Source organism: Streptomyces sp. (assembly GCF_036524955.1).
Lineage (GTDB): Bacteria > Actinomycetota > Actinomycetes > Streptomycetales > Streptomycetaceae > Actinacidiphila.
Genome location: NZ_DATDBG010000052.1, coordinates 1 through 24,611, shown reverse-complemented (window position 1 = coordinate 24,611; position 24,611 = coordinate 1). Strand labels below are relative to the sequence as shown.

Genomic DNA, 24,611 nt, shown 5'->3' with positions numbered 1-24,611 from the left:
CGCCCGCCCGTTCCCGTCCTCGGTCGCCGGGACGGCCCGTTCCGCTCCGGCCCCACCCACCCCCGGCCGCGCGCGGGGTCCCTCACCGTCTGCGGATGAGCGCGGTCACCTCCCGCTTCAAGAACGTCTCCCGGCACAGCTCGAAGTGGTCGACCCGCCGCAGATCGAAGACCTGCCGTATGCCGCGCTGCCGGGCGTGCGCCACGACGTCGTTGAAGTGGTGCTCGAAATGGGTGGAGAAGAAGACCCGCAGTGTGCCGCACACCGCCTGAAGGCGCTGGGTGCGCTGGAAGAACAGGTCGTACTGCCCGTCCGGCTCCCAGTAGTCCCACAGGTCGGCCGCGTACCGCTGCACCTGCCGGAGGTCCTTCTCGGTGATCTTGTGCAGGTACTCGCAGATGTTCTGGAACTCCACCGGGGAGCGGGGGGTGTTGGCGATGCGTTTGAGTTCGGCGAGAGGCTCGTCCGGGTTGAGCTGGGCCATGCTGCCGGTGATGATCATCGTGGAGTGGTTGATGTTGGGGTCGAGCAGCATGACCGACGAGACCCGCGGCTTGCGGTCCGGGTGGTCCCGCCACAACTCGGCCAGCCGTAGCAGCATGTCGGCGCCGACCGAGAACCCCACCAGTGTCAGCTTCTTGTGCGGGTACTGCCGGTGCAGGTTGTTGATGGCGCCGCTGACCAGGTCGGTGTGGGTGGCGAGCCCGATGGCGCGGTAGCTGTCGTCCCTGGCTTCCTGGGTGTTGTGGCCGAAGGCGGTGATCGCCGCGGTGTGCTGGGGGGCGACGTTCATGAAGGAGCGGAAGTCGTTGGCGTCCAGGCCGAGGCCGTGCAGCAGGACGACGAGGTGCGTGGAGGTGGTACGCCGTTCGAGGTAGCGCAGTTCGCGTCCGATGACCGCGTGGTCGGACGGCAGGTCGTCGTCGAAGTCGTCAGCGTGGATGTCGAAGGACTTGGCGACGATCTCCCGGCGTAGCTCGCGCCGCCGCTCCAGTCGGCCCCGCCCCCACCAGGCGGCCGAGAACACCCCGGCGGCGGCCAGCACCACCAGGGTGCCGCCGGCCACCACGTGGGTCCAGGTCCAGCCGATCATCCCGCGCGCCTCGTCGCTGTAGATGCCGATGAGGATGCCCGTCAGGCCGCCGGCCGCCGTCAGCGGCGCGCGGCGGCGGGAGACGAAGTCCGCGAATCTCTCCGCGCCCGCCGAGTCGAAGATCATCATGCGCTCCGGACCGCCCCCGCTATGCCGGCGAAGTCGGCGCCGGGGGTGACCCGCCCCAGGAAGTGGGCGTCGGAGACGTCGGCCAGGTGGAGTGGCGCGGTGCTGCCCGCCCGGTACCCGCGGACGCGCGCTCCCATTCTGCGCAGCTCGTAGCCAGGCTCCATGCTGAGCAACAGGCCCGGCCGGCGCAGGGCGCCGGTGACCGTGGCGATGATCCGCTCCCGGGTCGGTTCGTCGTACTGGTAGAGGACGAAGTTGCAGGTGGCGACGTTGATGTGGTGGGAGTGGACGAAGTCGGCCAGAGCGGGGAGGTCGAGCATGTCCAGGGCGTGGATGCCGATGTCCCCGGCCGTCCCGGCGGTCTGTTCCAGGGCCCAGACCACCTCGGAGAAGCGTTCGGTGTAGTAGTCGGACGGCCCGTGGCAGCCGCGCACCCAGTCCAGGGTGGGCAGCGGTGGGGCGTCGATGCCGAACCGGGCGGCGAGCGGGATGTCCCGGTACGCCGGCGCGGCCGGGTGCCAGCTCAGGCCAGGGGCGAAACGGTCGTAGACCGTGCGGTTGTTGAGCTGCCGCGGCAGCAGTCCGATGCTGGTCCCGATGTCCAGCAGTCGTACCTCGGCGATCCGGTGGTGTGCGGCGTAGGCGCCGAGGAGGAGCTGGGGTACGAGGAAGCGGCGCGCGCCGGTGTACGAGTTCGACTGCTCCGTGACCATCGCGGCGATCGCGTCGTGGTGCCGCGCGAGCGCCGCGGACAGCAGCCCGGCCCGCACCGCGCCCGGCAGCTGGGGGCGGAAGACGCGGGCGGCGTCGGTGTCGGTGTCGGCCACGGTCCGCAGGGCGATGCCGAGCAGGGTGATCAGATGGGAGTCGCTGATGCGCGGGCGGGCCCGCCACACCGCGGACAGCAGGCGGTCCAGTTCCCCCGGGCCGGAGCCGGAGGCCGAGTCCGGGCCCGCGTCCGGGCCGGGGTGGGTACGGGAGTCGGCGGCGGCCAGGCTCAGGCCCTCGTGGAACACCGACCATCCGTGATTGCCCTGCTGGTGCTGCTGCATGTCCGTCAGTGCGTGGAGAAGTGAGTCCCTGCGGTCGGGCGGCATCCGAATCGGCTCTTTCCCTTGGAGGTTGAGGGTGTGCGCTCGATGGTCGGGGGGATGGGTGCGGCGTCCGGGGTGGCGGCCCCGGGCGGCCGGTGCGTCGTTGGGCGGCGGGCGGCGGTTCAGGCGACGGCCACCACGGGCGGCCTGGACAGGTGCAGGTCCGCGGGGGACAGCCCGCGGAGGGTGTACGTGTCCGCGTACCGTTCGACGGCGGCGCGGACCCAGGGCGGGGTGTCGAGCCGGGTCAGTCCGTCTGCGGCGATCCGGATGACGGTCTGCGCCGCGGCCGCCAGTGTGGGGTCCGACAGACCGGTCCTGGCGGCGTACACCCAGTCGGGGCGGCCGGCCCGTACCGGCCAGGCGCCGACCAGCCGGCAGGCGGCGTCCGAGGCTGCCTCGTCGTCCAGCAGCGCGGCGACGACGGCGAGCGGCACCACCCAGTCGTCGTCCGGCTGGGCGTCGATCATGCGCAGTTCGAGGTGCCCGGTCGCCCGGACGGGGGCCACGAGGGACTTCAGATGATGGAACACGTCGGCGGTACGGACGGGGCGCGGGCCGTCGCCCCGTAACCAGCGGCGCAGCGTGAACGGGGGCGACGGCACGTCCCATCGCCCGGTCGCCGGGCACTGCACGCTGACCACCGAGGTGTCCAGCGCGTACTCCGCCCACGACGTCCGCGGCTCACCGGCCGGCGGCGGTGTGCTGCGGGCCGGGTCGGTCTGCAGCCGCAGCATCTGCCGGGCGGACCGTACGCGCGTACCGCGCAGCACGGCGGGTGAGTTGGCGAACATGGCCATCAGAACGGGGCCGAGCGCGTTGGTGAGCGCCCAGCGGCGGGACCGCCCGCGCCAGCCGTCCGACGCGTCGCCCGCGTCCACGTTGACCTGCACGGACGCGGTGCCGCACAGCAGGGTCCTGCCCGCGTCGCCGAACTGCTCGTAGTAGCGGCTGAGCGCGACGTACCGCGGGGCCCGCACCGTGAGGTGGACCGGCCGGTGGTCGAGGCCGGAGCCGAGCAGGACCAGGCCGCGCCCGGCGGTCGCCTCCCGCAGGACGGCGAGGTCCCGGGCGGTGTTCTCGGCGCACTCGCCGAGGGACCGGGCCGCGCGTGAGCTCAGTTCGAGCTGGCCGCCGGGTTCCAGCGAGAGCGCGGCACCACCCGGCAGGCCGCCGCCGATCCGGTCGAGCGCCGCTTCGATTTCCACCGGGGTCACCGGCCTGGCGGGCGCGTCGGCGGCGTGGACCAGCCATTCCAGCTCTACTCCGGTTCTTCCGGGGTGATCGCGCGAAAACGCGTGCGCGATGATCAGATCTCTGGCGCCCACCTCGCTCAAGGTGCTCTCCAAAGAGTCCAAAGAAGCACGCTCCCCCACCCGGATCGCCTTCGGCGTCGGGAATCGGACGACTGGAATCAGCAGTTCCCGTTCTCGACATCCCATCGGTCGAAAACTACAATCCATTAGGCCAGAAGATTTCCAATGGTGTCCAGGGGCCCGCAGCTCAACGGGGCGCCGTCACCCGACCGAGGGCACTGTGGTGGTTCCGGCACATGCCAAGCGGACGTTGGTTAGAGTCGCGCAGGCACGCCTGCCGCACTCGTCGTCTGCCCAGAGGATGGCCATAATGACTCCTACGCTGCTCACCGATCGTGGGATCGAGGAGCGAAGGTCGGGACAGCTCAGCTACCTGGAACGAAGGGCCGACTCCGATACGGTGACGGTGTTCTTCCACGGGCTCGGGCTGGATGCCACGGACTACCTCGGGTATCTCAGGCAGCACGACCGCCACAGCGTCGCGTTGAACCTGCGGGGTTACGAGCCGGACGGGGCGGGAGTGCCACCCGTGCCCCTGGCCAGGCACATCCAGATGGCCGCGGCCTTCGTGGAGCAGATCGGCCGGCAGAACGCCGGCAAGAAGCTGGTCCTGGTGGGGTTCTCACTGGGTGCCGACCTGATCCTCCAGGTGGCGGAGCACTGGGCCGAGCGGGGCGGTGACGTACCGCCGCTGGCCGCCGCGGTGCTGCTCGATCCCAATGTGAACCAGTCGACCATGACAATTTCCCGGCTGTTCGCCGTAGCCGATCCGCACGATCCCGTGCCGGCCTTCAAAGAACTGATCAATCTTGCCCCGGACAAGGACGGATTCCGGTCACTCTGCTCCTATCTGGCGAAAGTCGCACCCAAGGATTTCAGCCAGGTACGACAATTGTCCCAGGACATGATCACCTATTGGGATCAGCCGGGATATGATCAATTCGGTACGCGCCTGAACAATGTTGCTCACATCGCCGAGCGGGTACGCGTCGTGCTGTCCGCCGCGTACCAGGAACACCTGTCGTCCATGCGGGCCGCCCTCGGACGGCGCGACGGCGACGCGAAGATCTCCGTGCGGCTCACGGAACTCGATCATTTCGATTTGATCGGCGACGAGATCCTTTCGCCGGAATTGGACGCGCTTACCTGATGTGCCGGCGGTGACGGCCGGCGCCGCGTTCGTCCCCTCACCCTGGTCGGTTCCGGTGCCGTTCGCCGGTACGAGCGGGACGGCTCGGCGGACGGCGGCGCCCCTCGGAAACCGCTCAGAAGCCGCGCGTGCGCTTGGCCGCGCGGCGGGGGCCGGGCGGGCCCGGGGTTTTGAGGGCGAGGCGGGCGATCTCGTTGCCGAGGTTGACGCCGACGGCTATGGCCAGGGCGAGGGCGGCGGCCTTGGTGAGCTGGGTGAAGCCCTGGGAGTTGTGGTGCTGGGTGAGGGCGAGCAACCCGAGGTAGGTGGCGGAGCCCGGCAGGAGGGGGCCGATCGCCGCGGTGACGTAGGGCAGCACGGAGACGTAGCGGTAGCGGGCCATGAGCTGTCCGAACAGGCCGACGAGGCCGGCCGCGGCGGCCGTGGACGCGACCTGGTTGCCGTGGGCCTGGTGGTGGAGGACGCCGAAGACGGTCCAGGCGACGCCGCCGTTGAGGGTGGCGAGCGGGAGGACCGCGCGTTCGCACTGGAGGAGGACGGCGAAGGCGAGGGTGAGCACCATCGCCGCGGGAAGCTGCACCCACGGGTGGTCGTAGGCCCGCAGTGCCTGGCCGGGGTCGAGGTCGGCGCCGAGGGCGTAGCCGCCGTAGAGGATCAGGGAGACACCGATGACGATGCCGACGATCAGGTACATCACTTCCAGGAGCCGGGCGGAGGCGGTGATGTAGAAGCCGGTGAGGCCGTCCTGGACGGCGGCGACCAGGGGGCGGCCGGGCAGCAGCGCGAAGAGGCCGCCGGTGATCACCGCGGAGGACTGGACGCCGGTGGCGCCCGGTATCCAGTGGGCGTAGCGGTCCACCAGGACGCCCATCGCGGCCGCGGGCATCGCCGCGACGGCGAACTGGTAGAACTCCGGCAGCCCGCGCCCGGCGCACAGCCAGGCCAGCCGGTCGCCGAGCATCGCCGCGAGCGCCGCCGCCACGAAGATGATCGGACCGCCGCCGACCAGGACGCTCGCCGCGCCCGCCAGCAGCCCCGCCGCTCCGGTGAGCACCCAGCTTCCGTACGGGTGCCGGTTGCGCCGGATGCCGGCCAGCCTGCGGTAGGCGTCCTCCAGCGTCGTCTCGTGCGCGGTGATCGCGTCGACCAGCTGGAAGACCGCGGCCAGGCGGGTGTAGTCGGTGCCGCGGCGCCGGACCGTACGGCTCATGGTGAGCGGCGGTTCGGTCAGCGCGGGCTGGTACGAGATGCCCAGCATCGTGAACGTGACGTTGGGCTCGACGCGCGCCAGCCCGTACGCGTATGCCACCCCGAGCATCGCCGCCTCGACGTCCTCCGCGCCCTCGCCGCCGGCCAGCAGCAGTTCGCCGATCCGCAGGGTCAGGTCGAGGACGCGCGGCACGGAGACGGTGTGCGCGGCGTTCGGCCGCCCGGGCGGCGGCGCCGGCCGCTCGGTGACCGGCAGCCGTACCATCGCGCGCATACGGTCTTGCCACCGCGCGTCCTCCGGGGGCAGGACGACGAGCGGGATGCCCTCGGGGGGCGTGAACGCCGAGCGTATGTCGTCGCGGGCGGACGGCTCGCCGCCGTCGCGCCCGCGCTCCACCTCCCGGCCCGATACCTCCCGGCCCGGCAGCTCCCGGCGGGCCACCTCCCGGCCGGGCTGGGAGGTGGGTCCGGGCGCCTGTCTGCCGGTCGGCCCGGCCCCTGACGTGGTCAACGGCTCAGCGCGGCTTCTGCGCCCGGTGCCGGCCGCCCCGCGGCGCGGCCGCGGCCACCTCCGACTCGGGGAGGGAGGTCCGCTCGCCGGAGGACTCCTGCGCACCGGCGGGCCCGGACCGCGGCGCCGACTCCGCTGACCCCTTTCTCCGCGACCGCAGGTACTCGATACCGATCGGCAGCACCGAGATCAGTACCACCAGGACCAGCATCGCCTCGATGTTCTCGTGCACGAAGGCGATCTGCCCGAGCCAGTAGCCGAGCAGCGTGACCCCGGCGCCCCACAGCGTGCCGCCGACGAGGTTGTAGGTGACAAAAGTGCGGTAGTTCATGCGGCTGACACCCGCGACGATCGGGGTGAAGGTCCGGACGATCGGCACGAAGCAGGCCATCACGATCGCCTTGGGACCGTGGTGTTCGAAGAACGCGTGGGCCTTCTCGATGTTCTCCGCCTTGAACAGCCGGGAGTCGGGCCGGCGGAAGAGCGAGGGCCCCACCTTGCGTCCGAACAGGTAGCCGACCTGCTCGCCGAGGATCGCCGCCACCGCGATCGACGTGGCCACCAGCGCAAGCGGCTGGTGCAGGGTGCCGGTCGCGACCAGCAGGCCGGTGGTGAACAGCAGCGAGTCGCCGGGCAGGAAGAATCCGATCAGCAGACCGGACTCGGCGAACACGATCAGCAGCACGCCCCACAGGCCGTAGGTGTTGATCAGATGGTCGGGGTCGAGCCAGCTCGGTCCAAGCGCGAGGTTCGTCACGGTCCAAAACTATCAACGCGGTGTTGACACAAACGTTCCGCAACCTACGGGTAGTGGACTACCTTCTCCGCAACGTCACCGGTGCACCACCTCGCGTCCGGTACGCAGCAGGACTCGTACGCCCTCCTCACCTCAACGCGTACCCCCGGGTACGCGCGCACGCCCCGTCCGCATCGCGAGGCTCCCCCCACGTGCCCCGTCACCGCGCCCGACCACCCTGGCGGCTCCCGTTATGACTCGCGCCATCACCTTGCACGAAGTGTCGAAGTACTACCCGAAGCAGCCCTCCCCGGCCGTGGACCGCTTCTCGCTGGACATCACGCCCGGGGAGTTCCTGGTGCTGCTCGGGCCGTCGGGCTGCGGCAAATCCACCGTGCTCCGCATGATCGCCGGTCTTGAGGACATCACGACCGGCGAACTGCTGCTGGACGGAGAGTATTCGAACGATCTTGCGCCCGGCGACCGCAAGATGGCCATGGTGTTCCAGAACTTCGCCCTCTACCCGAGCATGACCAGCCGGGAGAACATCGGCTTCCCGCTGCGTTTCGAGATGCCCGGCGAGGAGCACGGGCCGCGCGTGGACGAGACCGCCCGCATCCTCGGCATCGAGGAGATCCTGGACCGCTACCCCGGGCAGTTGTCCGGCGGTGAGCGGCAGCGCGTGGCGATGGGCCGGGCGATCTCCCGCCGCCCGTCGGTCTTCCTGATGGACGAGCCGCTGTCCAACCTGGACGCGAAGCTGCGCGCACACCTGCGCGCCGAGATCGCCCGCCTCACCCACGGCATGGGCGTCACCACCGTGTACGTCACGCACGACCAGGCCGAGGCGATGTCGCTGGGAGACCGGGTGGCGATCATGCGCAGCGGCGTGCTCCAGCAGATCAGCACGCCGCGCGAGGCGTACCACCTGCCGGAGAACGTCTTCGTCGCCGCCTTCGTCGGCACCCCGCGGATCAATCTGCTCCAGGCCACCGTGCTCGCCCCGCTCACCGGCGGCATGTGGATCGATCTGGGGCGGCAGCGGCTCGGACTGCCGGAGCCGCTGAGCGTCGACCACCAGTTGCTCCGCATCCAGCAGGGCCGGCGGATCATCGTGGGCCTGCGCTCGGAGGCGGTCCGTATCGCCCAGCCGAGCCAGGTGCGCGCGGGTGAGGTGGTGCTCAGCGGCATCGTGGAGCACGTGGAGTACCTGGGCCATGAGTCGCTGGTCCACCTCAACACGGGATCGCGCCCGGCGTTCGTCCCCGAGTTGGAGGCGCCGCGCCCGGTGGGTTCCGGGGACCGGGCGGGGAGCCGGCGGACCGCGGGCGGCTCCGGCGGCATCGGCAGACTCGCGCAGCGGGCGGCGCGGCGGATCCAGGCATCGATGCTGGACCGCGAGTCCGGGACGACCGGCAGGACGGATGGCGTGCCACCGAAGCCGGGCCAGGTGCCCGGTCAGGGGCCGCTCTCGGTGATGGACCGCCCCGCGGGATCGCCGGAGACCCAGACCGGCGACCTCCTCGTCCGTACCGGCCCCGACTTCCGGCTCCGCCGCGGCGACCGCGTCCCCCTCCTGGTCGACCTCGCCCACCTGTACGTCTTCGACCACGAGGGGCGCCGCGTCTGCCCGGCACCGGCGCAGCAGCCTCTGCTGGAGTAGGACGGCACCGGGCCCGGCGCCGCTGCCGCAGCGCGACCGGAGTAACCGCGGATGCGGTGCGCGACTGACGCGGGCAGGCTGCGGTCATGGGAATCGAAGAGTTCGGCGGCGGCCAGACCCACGGCGCGGATGTCCTCGTCGTCACCACCAACGACGCCCCGGGCTTCCGGGTCGACCAGGTGATCGGCGAGGTGTTCGGACTGACTGTCCGCTCCCGGCACCTCGGCAGCCAGATCGGCGCCGGCCTGAAGTCCATGATCGGCGGCGAGCTGAAGGGCCTCACCAAGACTCTCGTCGAGACCCGCAACCAGGCCATGGACCGCCTCGTCGAACAGGCCCGCGCCCGCGGCGCCAACGGCGTCCTGATGATGCGCTTCGACGTCACCGACGCCGCCGACGTCGGCACCGAGGTGTGCGCCTACGGCACGGCGGTCGTCCTGGCCCGGGTCTGACACACCGCCAGCCGCGCCGGGACCGACCGGCGTCTCGGACTGCGGGGGCGGGCGGATGACCGTATGGTCACGTATGGCACCGGTTCGTCCCCACCCCGCCGGGAGGGTCCCGCATGGCACAGCACAGAGGTTCCGGGGTCGAGCGCGAGATGGCACTGAACCCGTTCCGCGGGGTCGCCCATCCGGTGGGGGCGATGGGGACGGCGCCGCCGAAGCACCGGCTGGGGGAACGGCCGACGGCGCCGACGGCCGCGTACCAACGGGTGCACGACGAGCGACGGGTCGTACGAACCGGTCGCCGGGATCTGCGCGGCGCCGGACGCGTACCGGGAACGGACCGGCGTACGCGTACACGTGCCGCTCCGCGTGGACGGCGCTTCCGGTGCCATGATCGCGCCGTCCCCCGGCCCGGACCCGACGTGGGACTTCCGGCCGCCGCGGGTGGCGTCGATCAACACCTCGGAGCACACGTACGGGTTGGTCCACCCGGGGTCGGCTGCCGGCGGACCTGCTGATCGGCGACCTCGACGCGCCGCTGCCCGAACTGTGCCGCCGGCCGTACCCGTCGCCGTCGTACCGGCCCGAGAGCCTGGCGCCCGCCTTCCGCCCCTGAGTTCCCCGAAGGATCCCCACACCGCCGCTTCCAGCGCCTTCACCGCCCTTCACCGCCCTTCAGCGAAAGGAACGACCGTCATGGCCGAGCACACCTACCGCGTCACCGAGATCGTCGGCACCTCCCCCGAGGGGGTGGACGCCGCCGTACGCAACGGCATCCACCGCGCCGCGCAGACCCTGCGCGGCCTGGACTGGTTCGAGATCACCCAGGTCCGCGGGCACATCGTGGACGGCGAGATCGGGCACTACCAGGTGGGGCTGAAGGTGGGCTTCCGGCTGGAGGACGCGGGGTAGGCGCGCAGTGGACCCGGAACCGGCGCGGAATAAGCGGAACAGGCACAGAACAGGCGCGGGGTAGGCGCGGGCGGGGCGCGGAACAGGCGCGCGGAACAGGCGCCGCGTACCCCGGATTCCTGCCGCGCGCCACCTTTGTTGCGCCGTCCGGGCCCCTTTTCCCGGACGGCCGCTACCCGTTCGGCCCAAGACAGGTCGCGAAATCCGACCATGCGTCAAATCCTTTTGTCGTGAAGGCGGGCACGCGCCGGATCCGTCCCCCGGATCCGGTGGCCCGCGCTGTGGAGGCCGACGCATCACCGGGAGCCCGAATGAGCCAGCAGGAACCGCCCGCCCCGCCCCCGCCGCCCGGCTCCAAGCCGCCCGGCTCGACGGGGCCGACCTCCTCGGCGCCGGGCGCCGGGCACTCCCCGCCCGGCGGCCGGCACCCGTACCCCGGCACCGAGCCCCGTCACGGCTGGGCGGCCGGCGGTACCGTCTTCGCCGGCCTGCTGCTGACGATCGCCGGCACGATGGCGATCCTCGAAGGGATCGTCGGCATCTCCAGCGACGTGGTGTACGTCGCCACGCGCGGCGACTACACGTACAAGTTCAACGTCACCGCCTGGGGCTGGCTCCACTTCTGGCTCGGTGTGATCGCCGTCCTGGTCGGCTTCGGGCTGCTCGGCGGCGCCGAGTGGGCGCGCTACGGGGGCATGCTGATCGCGGGGCTCAGCATGATCGCCAACTTCATTTTCCTGCCGTACCAGCCGGTCTGGTCGGTCATCATGATCGCCATCGACGTCTTCATCATCTGGGCGCTGGCCACGTACCACCCGGCGAAGTCCCGCCCGCGGGAGGTGCTGTGACGCCCGACCCGCCGGCTCCGACGCTGGAGCAGTTGCGGCGGTGCTCGATCGCGGTCGACCTCGGGGCGTCCCGGACACGGGTGTACCTCCGCAACGCCGGCATGGTCGTGGACGAGCCGAGCGTCGCCGCGGTGGACATCCGTACCGGCGCGCTCATCGCGGTCGGCGCGCGGGCCGAGACGATGTCCGGGCGGACCCCGGCCCATATCCAGGTGGTGCGTCCGGTGGTCGGCGGCACGGTGGTCGACGTCTCGATGGCCCAGCGGATGCTGCGGCACGTGCTCCGCGACAAGCTCGGGCGGCGTTGGCTGCGGATGACCGTGGTGCGCGGGATGACGGTCATGCGGGCCGCGGTGTGCATGCCGCACGGCAGCGAGCCGATCGCGCGACGGGCGGCGGTGGAGACGATGTACGGGCTGGGCGCGCGCCGGGTGGAACTGGTGGACACGCTGATCGCGGCGGCCGTGGGGTGCGGGCTGCCCGTGGAGCAGCCCGAGGCCACGATGATCGTGATGTGCGGGGCCGGTACGACGCACCTCGCGGTGCTCTCGCTCGGCTCGATCGTGGCCGCCGAGACCGTGCCGGTGGGCGGCGACGCGATCGACCGGGCGGTGGTGGACCACCTGCGTACCCGGCACGACCTGTTGCTCGCGAGCCAGGCCGTACGCCCCCTCCACCAGGTGCTCGGCGCTCGCGGCAGCGCTGGGGCCCGCACCGCCGAGGTCCACGGCCGCGACGTCACGAGCGGCCTGGCCCGCTCGGTCGTGGTCGAGACCGAGGGCGTACGCCGCGCCATGCGCAGGACGCTCACCTCGGTCATCGACGCGATCACCAACGTCATGCGCGGCTGTCCCCCCGATCTGGTCGCCGATCTCGCCGACCGCGGCATCATGCTGGCCGGCGGCAGCGCCCTCATGCCCGGCCTCGACCTCATGCTCCACGAGGCCGTCGGCATCCCGGTCCATGTCGCCCCGCACCCCGACACGGTCGCCGTCCGCGGCCTGGGCGCCATGATCGAAGCGAGGATCCGTCCCGCTCCGCGGGACCCCTTGGCGGTGTGAGGCCCCACCGCCGGGTCCGCACCGCGGGGGCGCGGGAAACCGCGCGCCCGGTCACGACGTGCGGGGCGGCCGCCGGCACACCGGGTCTCGCCGAGCCGGATTCCGCCACGACGTGTGTGATCTCGGCAGCGCGCCGGGTCTCGCCCCGCCGGATTACGCTCGTCCCGGGCCGCCGGCCCGGTGGGTGCTCGCCCGGTTCCCCGCGCCCCCGGGTCCACCGCCCGGCGGCGGGAGCCGTTCAGCTCGGGATGCCATGATGCGCCCCGTGACAACGGATGCAGCTCCCCCGCCCGCCGAACCCGGTCCGCCGCGGCTCGTGCGGCGGCTCGGGGTGGCGGACGCGGTGGTGGTGGGCCTCGGGGCCATGGTGGGGGCGGGGGTGTTCGCGGCCTTCGGGCCGGCCGCGCGGGCGGCCGGAAGCGGGGTGACCGCGGCGCTCGCGGTCGCGGCCGTGGTGGCGTACTGCAACGCCACCTCGTCCGCGCGGCTGGCGGCGCGGCACCCGGAGTCCGGCGGCACGTACGTGTACGGGCGGGAGCGGCTGGGGCCGTTCTGGGGCTACCTGGCCGGGTGGAGCTTCGTGGCGGGCAAGACCGCGTCGTGCGCGGCGATGGCGCTGACCGTGGGGCAGTACGCGTGGCCCGGCCAGCGGCGGGCGATCGCCGTCGCCGCGGTGGTCGCGCTGACCGCCGTGAACTGCCTCGGCGTGCGGAAGGCGGCCTGGCTGACCCGACTCATCGTAAGCGTGACGCTCGCCGTACTCGCCGCCGCCGTCACCGTGTGCCTGACGTCCGGGTCCGCGGACGCCGGGCGGCTCGGCTGGGACGGCGACACGTCCGCATGGGGGCTCCTGCAGGCCGCGGGCCTGCTGTTCTTCGCCTTCGCGGGGTACGCGCGGATCGCCACGCTCGGCGAGGAGGTCAAGGACCCGGCCCGTACGATCCCGCGGGCGATCCCCATCGCCCTCGCCATCACCCTCGCGGTCTACGTCGCAGTCGCCGTCGCCCTGCTGGCCACGCTGGGCCCCGGCCCGCTCGCCCGCTCCGCCGCGCCGCTCGCCGACGCGGTACGGGCCGCGGGCGCGTCCGGGCTCGTCCCGGTGGTCCGTACCGGCGCCGCGGTCGCCGCCCTCGGCTCCCTGCTCGCGCTGATCCTTGGCGTCTCCCGTACCACTCTCGCGATGTCCCGCGACCACCACCTGCCCCCGGCCCTCGCCGCCCTCCACCGCGGCAACCCGGTCCGCGCCGAACTCGCCGTCGGCGCCGCGGTCACCCTCCTCACCGTCACCACGGACCTGCGCGGCGCGATCGGCTTCTCCTCCTTCGGAGTGCTCCTCTACTACGGGATCGCGAACGCGAGCGCTCTGCGGCTGACCCCGGCGGAGGGCCGGCCACCCCTGATCGTGCCGGTCACCGGGTTGTGCGGGTGCGCGGCCCTGGCGGTGAGCCTCCCGACGGCAGCGGTCCTGGCGGGGCTGGGGGTGACCGCGGCGGGTGCGGTCGCATACGTGGCGCGGCGCGGACAGTGAACGGGCCGACGGCAGCGGTCCTTGGCAGGGTTGAAGGTGACCGCAACCGGTGCCGCCGCGTACGGAACGCGGCCCTGGCAGGATCGGGCCGACGGCGGGGACGGTCGCGTGGCGCGCGCCGGGCCGAGCGGACGGCCCCCGGCCGTGGCGGGTTTGCCGGGCCGGCGCTTCAGGGCCACGTCCGGGGCCGTCCGGGACGGTTGTGCGACGTCGCCGCGACACCGGCGGCTTCTCCCGCGACGGTGTCGGCGTGCCTTCTGCCCCTGCGGCGCCCCAGGCCGTACGGCTGCGTTTCGACGACCTGTCCGACCGGGCGCTGCCGCTGGTCGACCTGGCGCGGGGCGAGGAGACCGGCTCAAGCAGGTCGCCCGGCCGACCCCGCCCGGTCGTGTCCGCTCGGGCTCAGACCCCGTCCGCCCCCGGCGTCTTCACCAGTCGCAGCGTCCGTACGCCCTGGCGGAACGCCTCGCGTGACGCCCGGCTGGAGGTGAAGGTCCAGTCGGCGCCGCCGCCCTGGGCCCGGGTGTACTGGAACCAGACGAAGCCGATCACGTCGGGGTGCTCGTTCAGCCAGGGAAAGAAGGTGGCGATCCAGGGGGCCTTCTGGGCTCCGGGCTGGGCGCCCGTCTCGGTGATCAGCAGCGGGCGGCGGGTGAAGCGGCGGATCTCGGCGAGGGTCGGGTCCAGCAGGCGGGCGGCCGTCTGCTCGGTGACGTCGTACGCGGACAGGCCGATCCAGTCCACGTAGGCGTCCCCCGGGTAGAGGGACGCGAGGTCGACCGGGTCGGCGCCGCGCAGGATGTTGGGCGCCCAGACCCAGATCACGTTGTTCGCGCCGGCCCGCCGGAAGATGCCGTGCACGTGCTTCCACGCGGCCGTGAACTCGCCGGGGCTGTTGACGCCGCCCCGCTCGGCCCACGGGTACCAGTGGCCGTTCATCTCGTGGCCGAAGCGCAGGGCAACCGGCCAGCGGTTCGTCGCGACCGCCCGGGCGAAGGCGGTGATGTACGCGTCGTGGCTCCCGTCGATGATGGTGCCCAGCGCGTACGCGGGCTGCTTGGTGCCCTTGGCCCCGCCCTCCCACGGCTCCCACGTGATCACCGGGAGGGCGTGCTGCGCGTAGGCGGACCGGACGGCCCCGGGGTCGAAGTTCCTGTTCCAGTTGACGAAGTACTGGACCATGTTCGGCACCGGGCCGCCGGCGTCCCGGCCGATCCCGGCGAGCACCGAGGACCTCCAGGGCGCCTCGGGCGCGGCGATGCCGAAGTACTTGGTTCCGCCGGCCGGCGCCAGGAGCCGGGACTTGTCCGGGATGACGACCGGCTGCGGGTCCGACACGGCGGGCGCCGGCGGCACGCTCCGGCCGGCGTCCGCGCCGCTGGTCGTACCACCGCCGTTCCCGCCGGAGCCGCCGCCCAGCTCGAACGCGCCCACGCCCACCACCAGGGCGGCCGTCGCGCTCACCACGACGAGTTTCATCCGTCCCGCAACACCGTTACGAGTGCGGCCGCGGCTTCGTCCGCTGCTGCGCGTGGTGTCGTCGTCTGACATGCGTTCGCTTTCTCGGGGCTGTCGGGGCCGACGTCCGAGGAGCGTCGGAGCCGGCCAGGGGAGGCTCTGGGGCTGGCAGAGCCGTCGGGGCTGTCGGAGTCGGCGGGGTGGCCGGAACGGCGGGGCTGCCCGAACCGGGTGGAGCCGACGTGACGCCGGACCGACGGTGGAGCCGACGGGACGCCGGACCGACGGGCTGCCGGAGCAGGCAGGACGCCAGCGCTGCCGGGCTCCGGAACCACGGGATCCCGGAACCAGAAACTCCGGAGCCGCAGGACGCCGGAACCGCGGACCTCGCAAGCGCGGACCTGGAAGGCGCTGCGCGGCTACCGGGCCGTCGTCCTCGCCGGCACCCGGCTGAGCAGCGTGATGCGCAGTCCGCCGTCGAAGGCCCGCGCCGCGGTCGGCCGGTACTGGGTCCGCAGGAAGCTCGTCTCGTCCGTGGTCAGTCCGGCGTACGGGGTGGACGGGGACGCGTTGGAGACGAGCCAGACACGGTTGACGCCCTTGGTGCACACCACCGGAGCCGCGCACGGGCGTCCGGTGTACGTGCCGTCCTGCTGCGGCGACACGGTCACGTACACGGAGCGCGGCCGGACCGGAACGTCGCGCTGCTGGTACGCCAGCGCGCGCGTCACGACGTCCGGCTCACCGCTGTAGACGACACCGTCACCAGTCTTCTGATGAGCCGTCAGATACGCGGCGGCCGCCCGGAAGTCCGGCTGGCCGGGTCGCGGATCGGAGTGCACCGCGGAGAAGGCGGGCAGCGAGACCACCGCGACGGCGGCCGCGGCCACCAGGCCGAGGACGAGTTGCCGTGTCGCCAGGCCGCGCGCCCGGCCGGGCAGCGCCTTGGCCAGCGCGCATGTTCCGGCGCCCGCGAGCAGTGCCACGGCCGGCACGGTGAAGACGAAGTACGAGGGGGTGAACAGGTTGCCGTACGACCGCAGGCAGAACACGGCGAGCGGCGGCAGCACCGCCCACACCAGCAGCGGCAGTCCGTTCCTGCGGGCCAGCACCACGCCCAGCAGGGCGAGCACGCCCACCGCGAGAGCCACGGACGAGGAGCCCAGCAGGTCCGCGGGCAGGTGGCGCAGCGAGTCGACGCCGGTGCCGACCTCGGGGTGCTGGTGGTTCTGGCCCCGGGCCAGCATCAGCACCGCGAACAGCGGCAGGACCGGCACCAGGGTCACCGCGAACCACGCGCCGAGCCGCTGCCGTTCGGTGGCCCGCACCACAAGCAGGTAGGCGACCACCACGGTGGCCGCGACCGGGTGGAACAGCCCGGTGCACAGCATGCCCAGCGCGTAGCCGCCCCAGCGGTCCGCACCCTCGTGGTCCAGCGCCCGGTACAGCAGCAGCGCTCCGGCGACCACGGCGAGGGCGGCCAGCGCGTACGGGCGGGCGTCCTGCGCGTACCGGGTGGTGACCGGCAGGACCGCGAAGACCAGTCCGCCGACCAGGCCGGTCGGCGCGTCGAACATCCGGCGGCCCAGCAGTGCGAGCAGGCCCGCGGTCGCGGCCATGGCCAGCAGCGACGGCAGCCGCAGCATCGCCGGGGAGCTGCCGGCGACGGAGACCCACAGGTGCATCAGCACGTAGTACGGGGCGAGCACCACGTCGGTGTTGTCCAGCAGCCGTCCCAGGTCGCCCCAGGACAGGTGGGCCGCCCACCAGGTGGCCGACTCGTCCTCCCTGACCTGCGTCGCACCGAGCCGGTACGCGCCCAGGCCGAGGGCGACCAGGGCGGGCGGCAGTACGGTCACGCCCCGGCCGAGACCGCGGCTCCGCTCGCGCTGCTCCCGCTCCTCGCGCCGGCTGGGCCGGGGCTCGGTCCGCTCGGTGTGCGGCTGCGGGATGATCGCGATGGGGATGGTGTCCGGGGCGTCCAGAATCTCCCTGTCGCTCATGGCGTGCTCCCGGTTACGGGCGAGCCGGCCGGTCCTGGTGCGCCGGTCCCGGCGCTGGTCCCGGCACCGGTCGCGGTGCTCGGCGTGCTGCTGGGCGGAGTGGTCGGCTTGGTGGCCGGCTGACCGGTGGTCAGGCGCAGGGTGGCGAGACCGGCCTGGAACGCCTGCTTCTCCTCCGGGCTGGAGGTGAACCGCCAGTTCGCCCGGGCGCCGGTGTCGCGGTCCTTCTCCATCCAGACGAATCCGACGATCTCCGGGTGGCGCTGCAGCCAGGGGAAGAAGTTGTTGACCCACTGCATCTGGTACTTGTCGATCTGGGCGCCGGTCTCGCCTATGAGAATCGCCTTGCGGGTGAAGGTCCTGATCTGCTGGAGCGTCGCCCCGAAGGTGATCGCCGGCGTCCTCTCGCGGACGCCGTAGCCGGTCATGCCGACCCAGTCGACGTAGGCGTCGCCCGGGTAGAGCGGCTTCAGCTTGATGTGCGGTTCCGGCCGGATGATGTTCGGCGCCCAGGTCCAGATCACATTGGTGGCCCCGGCCTTGTCGAACAGGTCGTGGACGTGGCGCCACGCCTTCACGTAGTCGCCCTTGCGGTTGCCGTTGACCGACTCCGCCCACGGGTACCAGACGCCGTTCATCTCGTGCGCGAAGCGCAGCACCAGCGGCCACTTGGCCGCCGCGATGGCCTCGGCCGTCTCGGTGACGTAGGCGTCGTAGCGGCCGGCGATGATGTTGGCGAGCCGGTAGTCGGGCTGGACGACGTTGGAGTCCAGGATGACGTCGGGCTTGGGGTTCTGGTCGCCGCCCTTCCAGGGCTCCCAGGTCAGCACCGGAAGTGTGCCGTGCGCGTAGGCGGCGGTGATCGAGTGGGGGTTGAACTTCTGGTCCCAGGTCAGGAAGTACGACGCCATCGTGGGCCGGATGCCCCCGGCGTCGGTGGCGAGCTGGTCGACCTCCTTGGCGTCGTAGGGCGCCTTGAGTGTGGCCGCACCGAAGTACACCCCGTCCGGGTGCAGGAACTGGTCCTTGGTCGGGACGACCGGGCCGCTCTTGCCCTTGATCCGCTCGAGGACGCCGGGACTGCTCGGGCCGCCGCCGAGACCGGTGTAGCCGGTCTCCTGCGCGTTGGACACCACAGCCATGTACACGCCGTAGGACAGCGCCGAGAGCAATACCGCGTTGACGGCCATCCAGATCCGCAGCCGGATGCCGGTGCCCCGGCTCCACCAGTGCAGCTTCTTGTCCCTGCGCCGCTTCCTGCTCGGGCTAGACACTCATCATCACCGAGCCCCCGAGCATGAGCCCGCCGATCAGGTACGGCACCAGGACCAGCGCGCTGCGGGACTTCTCGCCGGCGAAACTGTCGGCGCGGGTGCCCCAGCTCGCGTTGTGCGCGCAGCGGAAGAAGCCGAGCAGGCGCACCGGGAGCAGCAGCAGGGTGTTGATGACCATGAACGTGGGCAGGAACAGCAGGTCCTGCGGCCGGTACGCGAAGTGCCGGCCGAAGCGGACCATCAGCGAGAACAGCGACAGCACGGCCGCCAGCCCGACCAGCGTGACCAGGGACTTGGTGGGGTCGCTGGGCAGCGGCAGATCGGCGTAGATGCCCGGCCGGCCGCTGTGGAAGGCGGCGACCACCCAGGACGCGAAGGTGCCGAGCAGCACGAAGGGCACGGCGACGTCCGCGAAGTAGAACAGCGCCAGCATCTTGGCGTTGCGCAGCATCCACGGCATCATCCGCAGCGTGTTGTACTGCGAGCCGCGGGCCCAGCGGTACTGCTGCTTGGCCAGCTTCTTGAGCTGGAGCGGGGCGTCGGTGTAGACCAGCGACGTGGACTGGTAGACGGTGCGGTACCCGGCCTTGAGGGTGTAGTTGGTGAGCGTGCGGTCGTCGCTCACCTCCAGGAAGACCCCGAGGAACTTCTCACCGAGGAAGTCGTCCATGCAGTCGAAGAGGATCTGGCTGCGGAACGCGATGGTGCGGCCGGGCAGGCAGCCGACGGTGCCGAGCACGCTCATGGCCGGCATCGAGTACTGGCAGCGCACGCTCTCCAGCCAGTCGGCCCAGCGGGTCAGCACGGTCCGGCTCGGCTGCAGGATGCGCTGACGGGTCGTCACCCCGCCGACCTCGGGGTCGCGGAACGGCTTGATCAGCTCGCTGAGCGTGTTGGTGGTCCAGATGGTGTCGGAGTCGACCAGTACCGCGATCTCGCCGCTGGACGCCTCAAGGCCCACCTTCAGCGCGTTGCGCTTGCCGGGGATCGGCGTCCAGTTCCACAGCACGCCCAGGTCGTCGCAGATCTTTTCCAGCACCTCGTTGCGGCGGCCGTTGATCACCACGATGATCTCGGTCGGCTGCTGTTCGATGATGCGTCCGACCACTTCCCGGAATAGGTCCTCGGGCTCGTCCACCACGGGAATGATCACGGATGTCGTGGCGTGGTACGCGCGCTTCCACGGCTTGTAGCGGCGGGCGAGCACCACCTTGATCAACCAGAGCAGCCAGATCAACGCCATGAAAGCAGCGAAGGGGTACACCACCCCCTGAAGCCGCAACTCGCGGATCTCCAGCAAGAACGCCAGCATGTCTTCCTATCGCGCCGATTCCCCCGGGCCGCTGACGACGCGGCATGCCGCAGAGATAGTAAGTGAAGAGACACGATTTTTATCATATGATCTTGAGTCTCCCCGCATCGGGGGGGGTCCCTGAGCCGCCCGAACGTTACGCGGTGGTTACGCGTTCGGCTTTACCCGGCAGTGACATTCAGATACCACTCTTCTCCCTGAGTAACGGGTGAGTGTCCGACCTGTGAAATCCGGGGCGGCGGTGTGGATGTCGGCCGATCGGGCTACTCTCACCCGGACTCACCTGGAACCACCGCGCAGTTACGCGGACTCACACACGGACTCGTACGGGTCAACGCCCGGACGTACGCGGACTCCCGCCGGTTCACCGCGCGAACACCCCGGAAGGGCATAGGCAATGCGCCTCACCGTCATCGGCACCGGCTACCTCGGCGCCACCCACGCCGCGTGCATGGCAGAACTCGGCCACGACGTGCTCGGAGTCGACGTGGAGCCGGACAGGATCGCGGCCCTCCGGTCCGGTCAGGCGCTGTCCCACGACACCCGGATCGGCGGGCGGTTCCTGCACGCCGGGGTCGGATTCGGCGGCGGTTGCCTGCCCAAGGACATCCGCGCCTTCACCGCCCGCGCCGAGGAACTGGGCGTCGGCCGGGCGCTGTCCTTCCTCCACGAGGTGGACGCGATCAACCTGCGCCGCCGCGAGCGGGTGCTGGCGCTGGCCGGCGAGCTGTGCCCGGGCGGACCGGCGGGCCACCGGATCGCCGTGTGGGGAGCCGCGTTCAAGCCGGACTCGGACGACATACGCGACTCGCCCGCGCTCGACATAGCCGGGCGGCTGCACCGCGCCGGTGCCTCGGTCAGCGTTTACGACCCCAAGGCCATGGACAACGCCCGCAAACTGCATCCCGAACTGGACTACGCCACCGGTCCGCTGGAAGCGGCGCAGGGCGCGGACCTGATCCTGCACCTGACCGAATGGCCCGAGTTCCGCGCACTCGACCCGCGTGCCGTGGCCGCGGTCGCCGCACGGCGGCAGGTCGTCGACGGCCGCAACATCCTCGACCGCGAGGACTGGCGGGCCGCGGGCTGGACGTACCGCGCCCTCGGACGGCCGTAAGGTCGTCGGACACACATGCTGACGATCCGAACAGTCCGGCACAGTCCGAAGACTGCGCGGAGAAGACTCCGAAGAGCGGGATGGCCGGGAATGAACGCCCTCACACCACGGACGCGGCGCAGGTCCTTCCTGGCATGCGCGTGGGCGGGCGCGCTGCTGCTGAGTCTGACCGCCTGCTCCTCCGCGGGCGGTGAGGAGAACGTCCGCGGCCTGGGCACGGCCCCGAAGTCCCCGCCCCCGAAGTCCTCGGCGCCGAACGCCACGGCACCGCTGCCCGAGCCGACGGCCCGTACCAGGACGCTGAGCAAGGCCGACTACCTGCACCCGGACGGGCTGTACTTCGGCCTCGCCACGTTCCACGCGCCGGCCCGCGCCACCACCGCCTCGGCGACCAGGGCGGCCGGCCGCCATCCGCGGATCCTGGAGTACTACCAGGGCTGGGACGAGCCGTTCTCCGCCGCCAACGCGGAACTCAGCTACCAGCAGGGCGCGCTGCCGCTGGTCACCTGGGAGCCGTTCGGAGATTCCCGCGACCGCAACCAGCCGCGGTACGCCCTGAAGCGGATCGCGACGGGCTCCTACGACGCGTACGTCATCCGGTTCGCCCGCCAGGTGAAGGCCACCGGGCAGCCCATCGTGCTGCGCCTGGCCCACGAGATGAACGGCGACTGGTACCCCTGGTCGGAGCGGAACAGCGGCAACAGACCCGGCGACTACGTGAAGGCCTGGCGGCACGTGCACGACCTGTTCCAGGCGGTCGGCGCGACCGAGGTGATCTGGGTCTGGAGCCCGAACGTGCCCCGCGGCACCGGGGGCACCGCGCTGCGGCCGCTCTACCCGGGCGACGACTACGTCGACTGGATCGGCCTGGACGGCTACGGCTTCGGCGAGAGGACCGCCACCGAAGTGCTGCAACCCGCACTGGACACGATCACACGGTTCACCGGCAAGCCGATCCTGCTCACCGAGACCGGCAGTTCGCCGGGCCCGCACCAGGCCGGCTGGACGGCCGACCTGTTCCGCTGGATCAAGCGGACCCCGAACGTGATCGGCTTCATCTGGTTCCAGCACAGCGAGGACGAGGGCGGCCAGTACGACTACCGGTTCGACATCGACCCGCGGACCAAGGCGGCGTTCCGGCAGGGCCTGGACTCGCTGCACCTGCGGGACTGGCCGGTCACCCCCGAGGACTCCCCCTAGGCGGAGGCATGATGAGGAGCATCTCACGATGCGTCCGCATAGGGGAAAAGCCGCCCCCTGTCCGCGACTGGCTATACAATTCCCCTAAATGGGTGACCGGAAGGGCGAACTCCCCAGGTTATGAGTACACCGCAGGGCCCACAGGATCCTCGCATCCCGCATCAGAGCGGTGCCGTGCCCCCCACGCCGACCTCGGTCAACCCGCAGCAGCCGCAGCCGGGTTACGGCTACCCGCCGCCTCAGTACCCGCAGCAGCCGCAGTCGGGTTACGGCTATCCGCAGCAGTTGCAGCCGAGCCACCCGTACGAGATCCGGCCCGGGATACCGCAGCCGCCCCAGCCCTACCAGCCCGGCTTGAGCGGGCCCGACTGGGCGGCGATGGCGGAGCGGCAGGAGGCCGAGTCCAGACGCAAGCGGCGGATACGGCTCACCGTCATCGTGTCGGCCGTCGTGCTCGTCGTGGCCGGAGCCGGCGTCGCCGCGCTCTTCGCGCTGGGCGGCTCCACGAAGGACGAGGCCACCCCCAAGCAGTCCGCCCCGGCCAGCGCGTCGGCCACCGCCTCCCCGAGCGGTTCGCCCGGCGGCCCCGGCTCGCCCAGCGCCGCACCGGCACCCACGATGCAGGGCAAGGACCTGTTCGCCGCGACGACCCTCCCGGTCAACGGGCAGACCTTCGTGCGGAAGACCACCTCGCACGAGTTCCCCTGCTGGAAGGCCACCCAGGGCGGTCTCGGCCGGCTCCTGGACCAGAACCAGTGCACCACGGTCGTGCTGGCCACGTACTCCTCGGGCGACACCTCGGTCACCGTCGGCGTGATGGCCTTCCCCAGCGAAACCGCGGCGAACGCCGTGGAGTCCGGCTTCCAGGGCAAGCTGATCCCGCTCGTCGGCAAGGCCGGCGTCCCGGACTTCTGCGACAAGGTCCCGTGCGCCGTCACCCACGCCGTCCACGGCCGCTACGTCTACAGCACGATCGCCGGCCCCAACTCCGGCGCCGCGGGCGACAAGGACGCCGACGCGAAAGCGGCCGGCCACGGCATCGCGGGCTACACCCTCTCGCGCCTGCTCGAACTGCACTGACCTCACCGGGAGGCCTCCCCGTGAGGCCTCCCGGTGAATCCGGCCGGCGGGCTGCCGGTTACCGCGACACGCTCCTGGTGCCGCGTCGGTCAGGGTGTGCCCGTCACGGAGCGGTGTCCGGTGCGGTTCGTCGCAAGGCGCCGGATCGGCCTCGTCGTGGGGCTGCCCGGTCGATGCGGCAACGCCGCGAGGTGCCCTGCCGGGCGTCGCAACCGGGCAACCTCCGGTTGACGCGGCTGACGCGACATCAGAACCGTGCCCGGTCCGCGGCCTGCTCGCCGTGGGTCCAGCCCTCCGCGTCGCGGCCCTTGAGGCGGGACGTGGTGGTCGTGGGGAAGAGCCGCCGGGTGGCGGTGGTGACGGCGAGGTCGCGGGCGGCGAGCGCGGGGAGGAGATCGGGGGCGGCCCGCGCGGAGACCTCCTCGGCGGTCGCGGCGGTGAGGCGTTCGCGGACGCGGGCGGCGTACGCGATCAGGAAGGACTCGCGGAAGTCGCGGGAGCGGGAGGCACCGCGGTGCAGGGCGCGGTCGGCCTGGACCAGGAGCGAGGTGTAGAGGAGTTCGACCGCGTCGAGGTCCGGCTCGTGGCCGACGACCGTGGAGAACCCGAAGTCGCCCGACCAGACGGCCTGGCAGCGGTTGGCGGCGGCGACGGCGTCCAGCAGCAGCGCCTTCGCGCCCTCGTACGGGCGGTCCACGCCGATCCGGCGCGCGCCGGGGCCGCCGCCCGTTCCCGCCGACGCCGACAGCAGCGCCTCGTCGATGCTGTGCCGCGCCATCAGGTGCTGGGCCTTCGCCGAGAGCGCCTCCGCCTCCTCCGGGAATCCGGTCGACTCGGCCTTGGCGAGCAGCGCCCTGATCCGCCCGAGGACCTTGGACTCGCCGGGTACGGGAGCCGCCGCCTGCGACGGGACGAGCGCGGTGATACGGGGGAGACGGCCGTACAGGCACAGCACCTCCACGTACGTGGCCGCCGCCGAGAAGCGGTCCAGCCGCTCGGCGCGGGCGAACTCCGCCAGACCGCCGCCCTCCGCGAGCGCCGCGGCGAGCCGCTGGTGCCGCGGGGTGAGCTCCCGTCCGGCCATCCGTACGAGGTCGCCCACCGCCCAGCCACGGGCCTCGCACTCGCGCACCACCCGCGCCCCGGTCCGCGCGGCGGCCTCGCCCCACCCGTCGCCGGCGGCGGCCAGCACGGACGCGGCGCCGTCCATCTCCGCCTCACCGCCCCCGCTCGCGAGAGCCCGCCCGTACGCCTGCTCAAAAGCATCCACCCGCCCATTCTCCGCGACCCGCCGACACCACCCGGCTCGGCCCGGCCCGGCTCGGGCCGGCCGCGCCCCGGGGGCGGAGCCGTCAGTCGGCGTGCGGGCCGTCTTCTCCCCGGGCCGCCTCGATGGAACCGTGCAGGTCGTGAGCGGCCTCCAGGGCGCACGCGGCGGACAGGGCGAGGCAGGCCGCCAGGGCGGCGG

The 24,611-nt window shown here is 72.0% G+C and carries 20 protein-coding genes and 1 pseudogene; 11 read left to right on the top strand and 10 right to left on the bottom strand.

What is annotated here, in order from left to right; all coding sequences use genetic code 11:
- Window positions 1-82 precede the first annotated feature (82 nt).
- The 3 genes from VIW71_RS04410 to VIW71_RS04400 all read right to left on the bottom strand — a co-directional run bounded on the left by VIW71_RS04410 (window position 83) and on the right by VIW71_RS04400 (window position 3,644).
- Window positions 83-1,222 (bottom strand): hypothetical protein, encoded by a 1,140-nt coding sequence (locus tag VIW71_RS04410; protein ID WP_331620623.1) that lies wholly within the window; start codon window positions 1,220-1,222, stop codon window positions 83-85.
- Window positions 1,219-2,274 (bottom strand): hypothetical protein, encoded by a 1,056-nt coding sequence (locus VIW71_RS04405; protein WP_331620622.1) that lies wholly within the window; start codon window positions 2,272-2,274, stop codon window positions 1,219-1,221. Before VIW71_RS04405 ends, VIW71_RS04410 begins: the two co-directional genes overlap by 4 nt.
- A gap of 164 nt (window positions 2,275-2,438) precedes the next feature.
- Window positions 2,439-3,644: a glutamate-cysteine ligase family protein gene (locus VIW71_RS04400; protein ID WP_331620624.1), complete on the bottom strand. Its 1,206-nt coding sequence runs from the start codon at window positions 3,642-3,644 to the stop codon at window positions 2,439-2,441.
- A gap of 298 nt (window positions 3,645-3,942) precedes the next feature.
- On the opposite strand from VIW71_RS04400, the gene VIW71_RS04395 reads away from it, so the two are divergent.
- On the top strand, window positions 3,943-4,782 hold the full coding sequence (locus tag VIW71_RS04395) for an alpha/beta fold hydrolase (protein WP_331620621.1): 840 nt from the start codon (window positions 3,943-3,945) through the stop codon (window positions 4,780-4,782).
- A 115-nt stretch (window positions 4,783-4,897) separates the two neighbouring features.
- On the opposite strand, the gene VIW71_RS04390 is transcribed toward VIW71_RS04395, so the two are convergent.
- Both VIW71_RS04390 and VIW71_RS04385 read right to left on the bottom strand, forming a co-directional pair.
- Complete coding sequence (locus VIW71_RS04390; RefSeq protein WP_331620620.1) at window positions 4,898-6,502, bottom strand: threonine/serine ThrE exporter family protein; 1,605 nt, start codon at window positions 6,500-6,502, stop codon at window positions 4,898-4,900.
- 4 nt (window positions 6,503-6,506) lie between these two features.
- A complete protein-coding gene (locus VIW71_RS04385; RefSeq protein ID WP_331620619.1) occupies window positions 6,507-7,259 on the bottom strand; it encodes a DedA family protein in 753 nt (250 codons plus the stop codon).
- A 232-nt stretch (window positions 7,260-7,491) separates the two neighbouring features.
- Here VIW71_RS04385 and VIW71_RS04380 point away from each other — a divergent pair, with 232 nt between their 5' ends.
- From VIW71_RS04380 to VIW71_RS04350, 7 genes and pseudogenes are all read left to right on the top strand, one after another.
- Window positions 7,492-8,901, top strand: a complete 1,410-nt coding sequence (locus VIW71_RS04380; RefSeq protein WP_331620618.1) for an ABC transporter ATP-binding protein — start codon at window positions 7,492-7,494, stop codon at window positions 8,899-8,901.
- 86 nt (window positions 8,902-8,987) lie between these two features.
- Window positions 8,988-9,353: a YbjQ family protein gene (locus tag VIW71_RS04375; protein WP_331620617.1), complete on the top strand. Its 366-nt coding sequence runs from the start codon at window positions 8,988-8,990 to the stop codon at window positions 9,351-9,353.
- A gap of 267 nt (window positions 9,354-9,620) precedes the next feature.
- Window positions 9,621-9,845 (top strand): annotated as a pseudogene (locus VIW71_RS04370) (glutamate decarboxylase); the annotation flags it as partial.
- Window positions 9,846-10,046: 201 nt separating this feature from the next.
- Entirely contained in the window at window positions 10,047-10,262 is a 216-nt protein-coding gene (locus tag VIW71_RS04365) for a dodecin (protein ID WP_331620616.1), read from the top strand.
- A gap of 311 nt (window positions 10,263-10,573) precedes the next feature.
- Window positions 10,574-11,110: a DUF7144 family membrane protein gene (locus VIW71_RS04360; RefSeq protein WP_331620615.1), complete on the top strand. Its 537-nt coding sequence runs from the start codon at window positions 10,574-10,576 to the stop codon at window positions 11,108-11,110.
- Window positions 11,107-12,171, top strand: a complete 1,065-nt coding sequence (locus VIW71_RS04355) for a rod shape-determining protein (RefSeq protein WP_331620614.1) — start codon at window positions 11,107-11,109, stop codon at window positions 12,169-12,171. The genes VIW71_RS04360 and VIW71_RS04355 overlap by 4 nt, the downstream gene beginning before the upstream one ends.
- Window positions 12,172-12,436: 265 nt before the next feature.
- Window positions 12,437-13,699, top strand: a complete 1,263-nt coding sequence (locus VIW71_RS04350; protein ID WP_331620613.1) for an APC family permease — start codon at window positions 12,437-12,439, stop codon at window positions 13,697-13,699.
- A gap of 402 nt (window positions 13,700-14,101) precedes the next feature.
- Here the strand turns inward: VIW71_RS04350 and VIW71_RS04345 are convergent, their stop codons facing one another.
- The 4 genes from VIW71_RS04345 to VIW71_RS04330 form a co-directional block, all read right to left on the bottom strand.
- Complete coding sequence (locus tag VIW71_RS04345) at window positions 14,102-15,178, bottom strand: glycoside hydrolase family 26 protein (protein WP_331620612.1); 1,077 nt, start codon at window positions 15,176-15,178, stop codon at window positions 14,102-14,104.
- 398 nt (window positions 15,179-15,576) lie between these two features.
- Window positions 15,577-17,160: a glycosyltransferase family 39 protein gene (locus tag VIW71_RS04340; protein ID WP_331620611.1), complete on the bottom strand. Its 1,584-nt coding sequence runs from the start codon at window positions 17,158-17,160 to the stop codon at window positions 15,577-15,579.
- Complete coding sequence (locus VIW71_RS04335; protein WP_331620610.1) at window positions 17,157-18,434, bottom strand: glycoside hydrolase family 26 protein; 1,278 nt, start codon at window positions 18,432-18,434, stop codon at window positions 17,157-17,159. The genes VIW71_RS04340 and VIW71_RS04335 overlap by 4 nt, the downstream gene beginning before the upstream one ends.
- Window positions 18,427-19,746 carry a glycosyltransferase family 2 protein gene (locus VIW71_RS04330; RefSeq protein ID WP_331620609.1) on the bottom strand — a complete coding sequence of 440 codons (1,320 nt, stop codon included), beginning with the start codon at window positions 19,744-19,746 and terminating at the stop codon, window positions 18,427-18,429. Before VIW71_RS04330 ends, VIW71_RS04335 begins: the two co-directional genes overlap by 8 nt.
- 397 nt (window positions 19,747-20,143) lie before the next feature.
- Between VIW71_RS04330 and VIW71_RS04325 the strand changes: the two genes are divergently transcribed.
- The 3 genes from VIW71_RS04325 to VIW71_RS04315 all read left to right on the top strand — a co-directional run bounded on the left by VIW71_RS04325 (window position 20,144) and on the right by VIW71_RS04315 (window position 23,143).
- Window positions 20,144-20,863: a UDP binding domain-containing protein gene (locus VIW71_RS04325; RefSeq protein ID WP_331620608.1), complete on the top strand. Its 720-nt coding sequence runs from the start codon at window positions 20,144-20,146 to the stop codon at window positions 20,861-20,863.
- Between the two features lie 90 nt (window positions 20,864-20,953).
- On the top strand, window positions 20,954-22,063 hold the full coding sequence (locus VIW71_RS04320; protein WP_331620607.1) for a glycoside hydrolase family 26 protein: 1,110 nt from the start codon (window positions 20,954-20,956) through the stop codon (window positions 22,061-22,063).
- A 174-nt stretch (window positions 22,064-22,237) separates the two neighbouring features.
- Window positions 22,238-23,143, top strand: a complete 906-nt coding sequence (locus tag VIW71_RS04315; protein WP_331620606.1) for a hypothetical protein — start codon at window positions 22,238-22,240, stop codon at window positions 23,141-23,143.
- A 247-nt stretch (window positions 23,144-23,390) separates the two neighbouring features.
- Here the strand turns inward: VIW71_RS04315 and VIW71_RS04310 are convergent, their stop codons facing one another.
- A complete protein-coding gene (locus VIW71_RS04310; protein WP_331620605.1) occupies window positions 23,391-24,413 on the bottom strand; it encodes a DUF2786 domain-containing protein in 1,023 nt (340 codons plus the stop codon).
- Window positions 24,414-24,611: the final 198 nt, after the last annotated feature.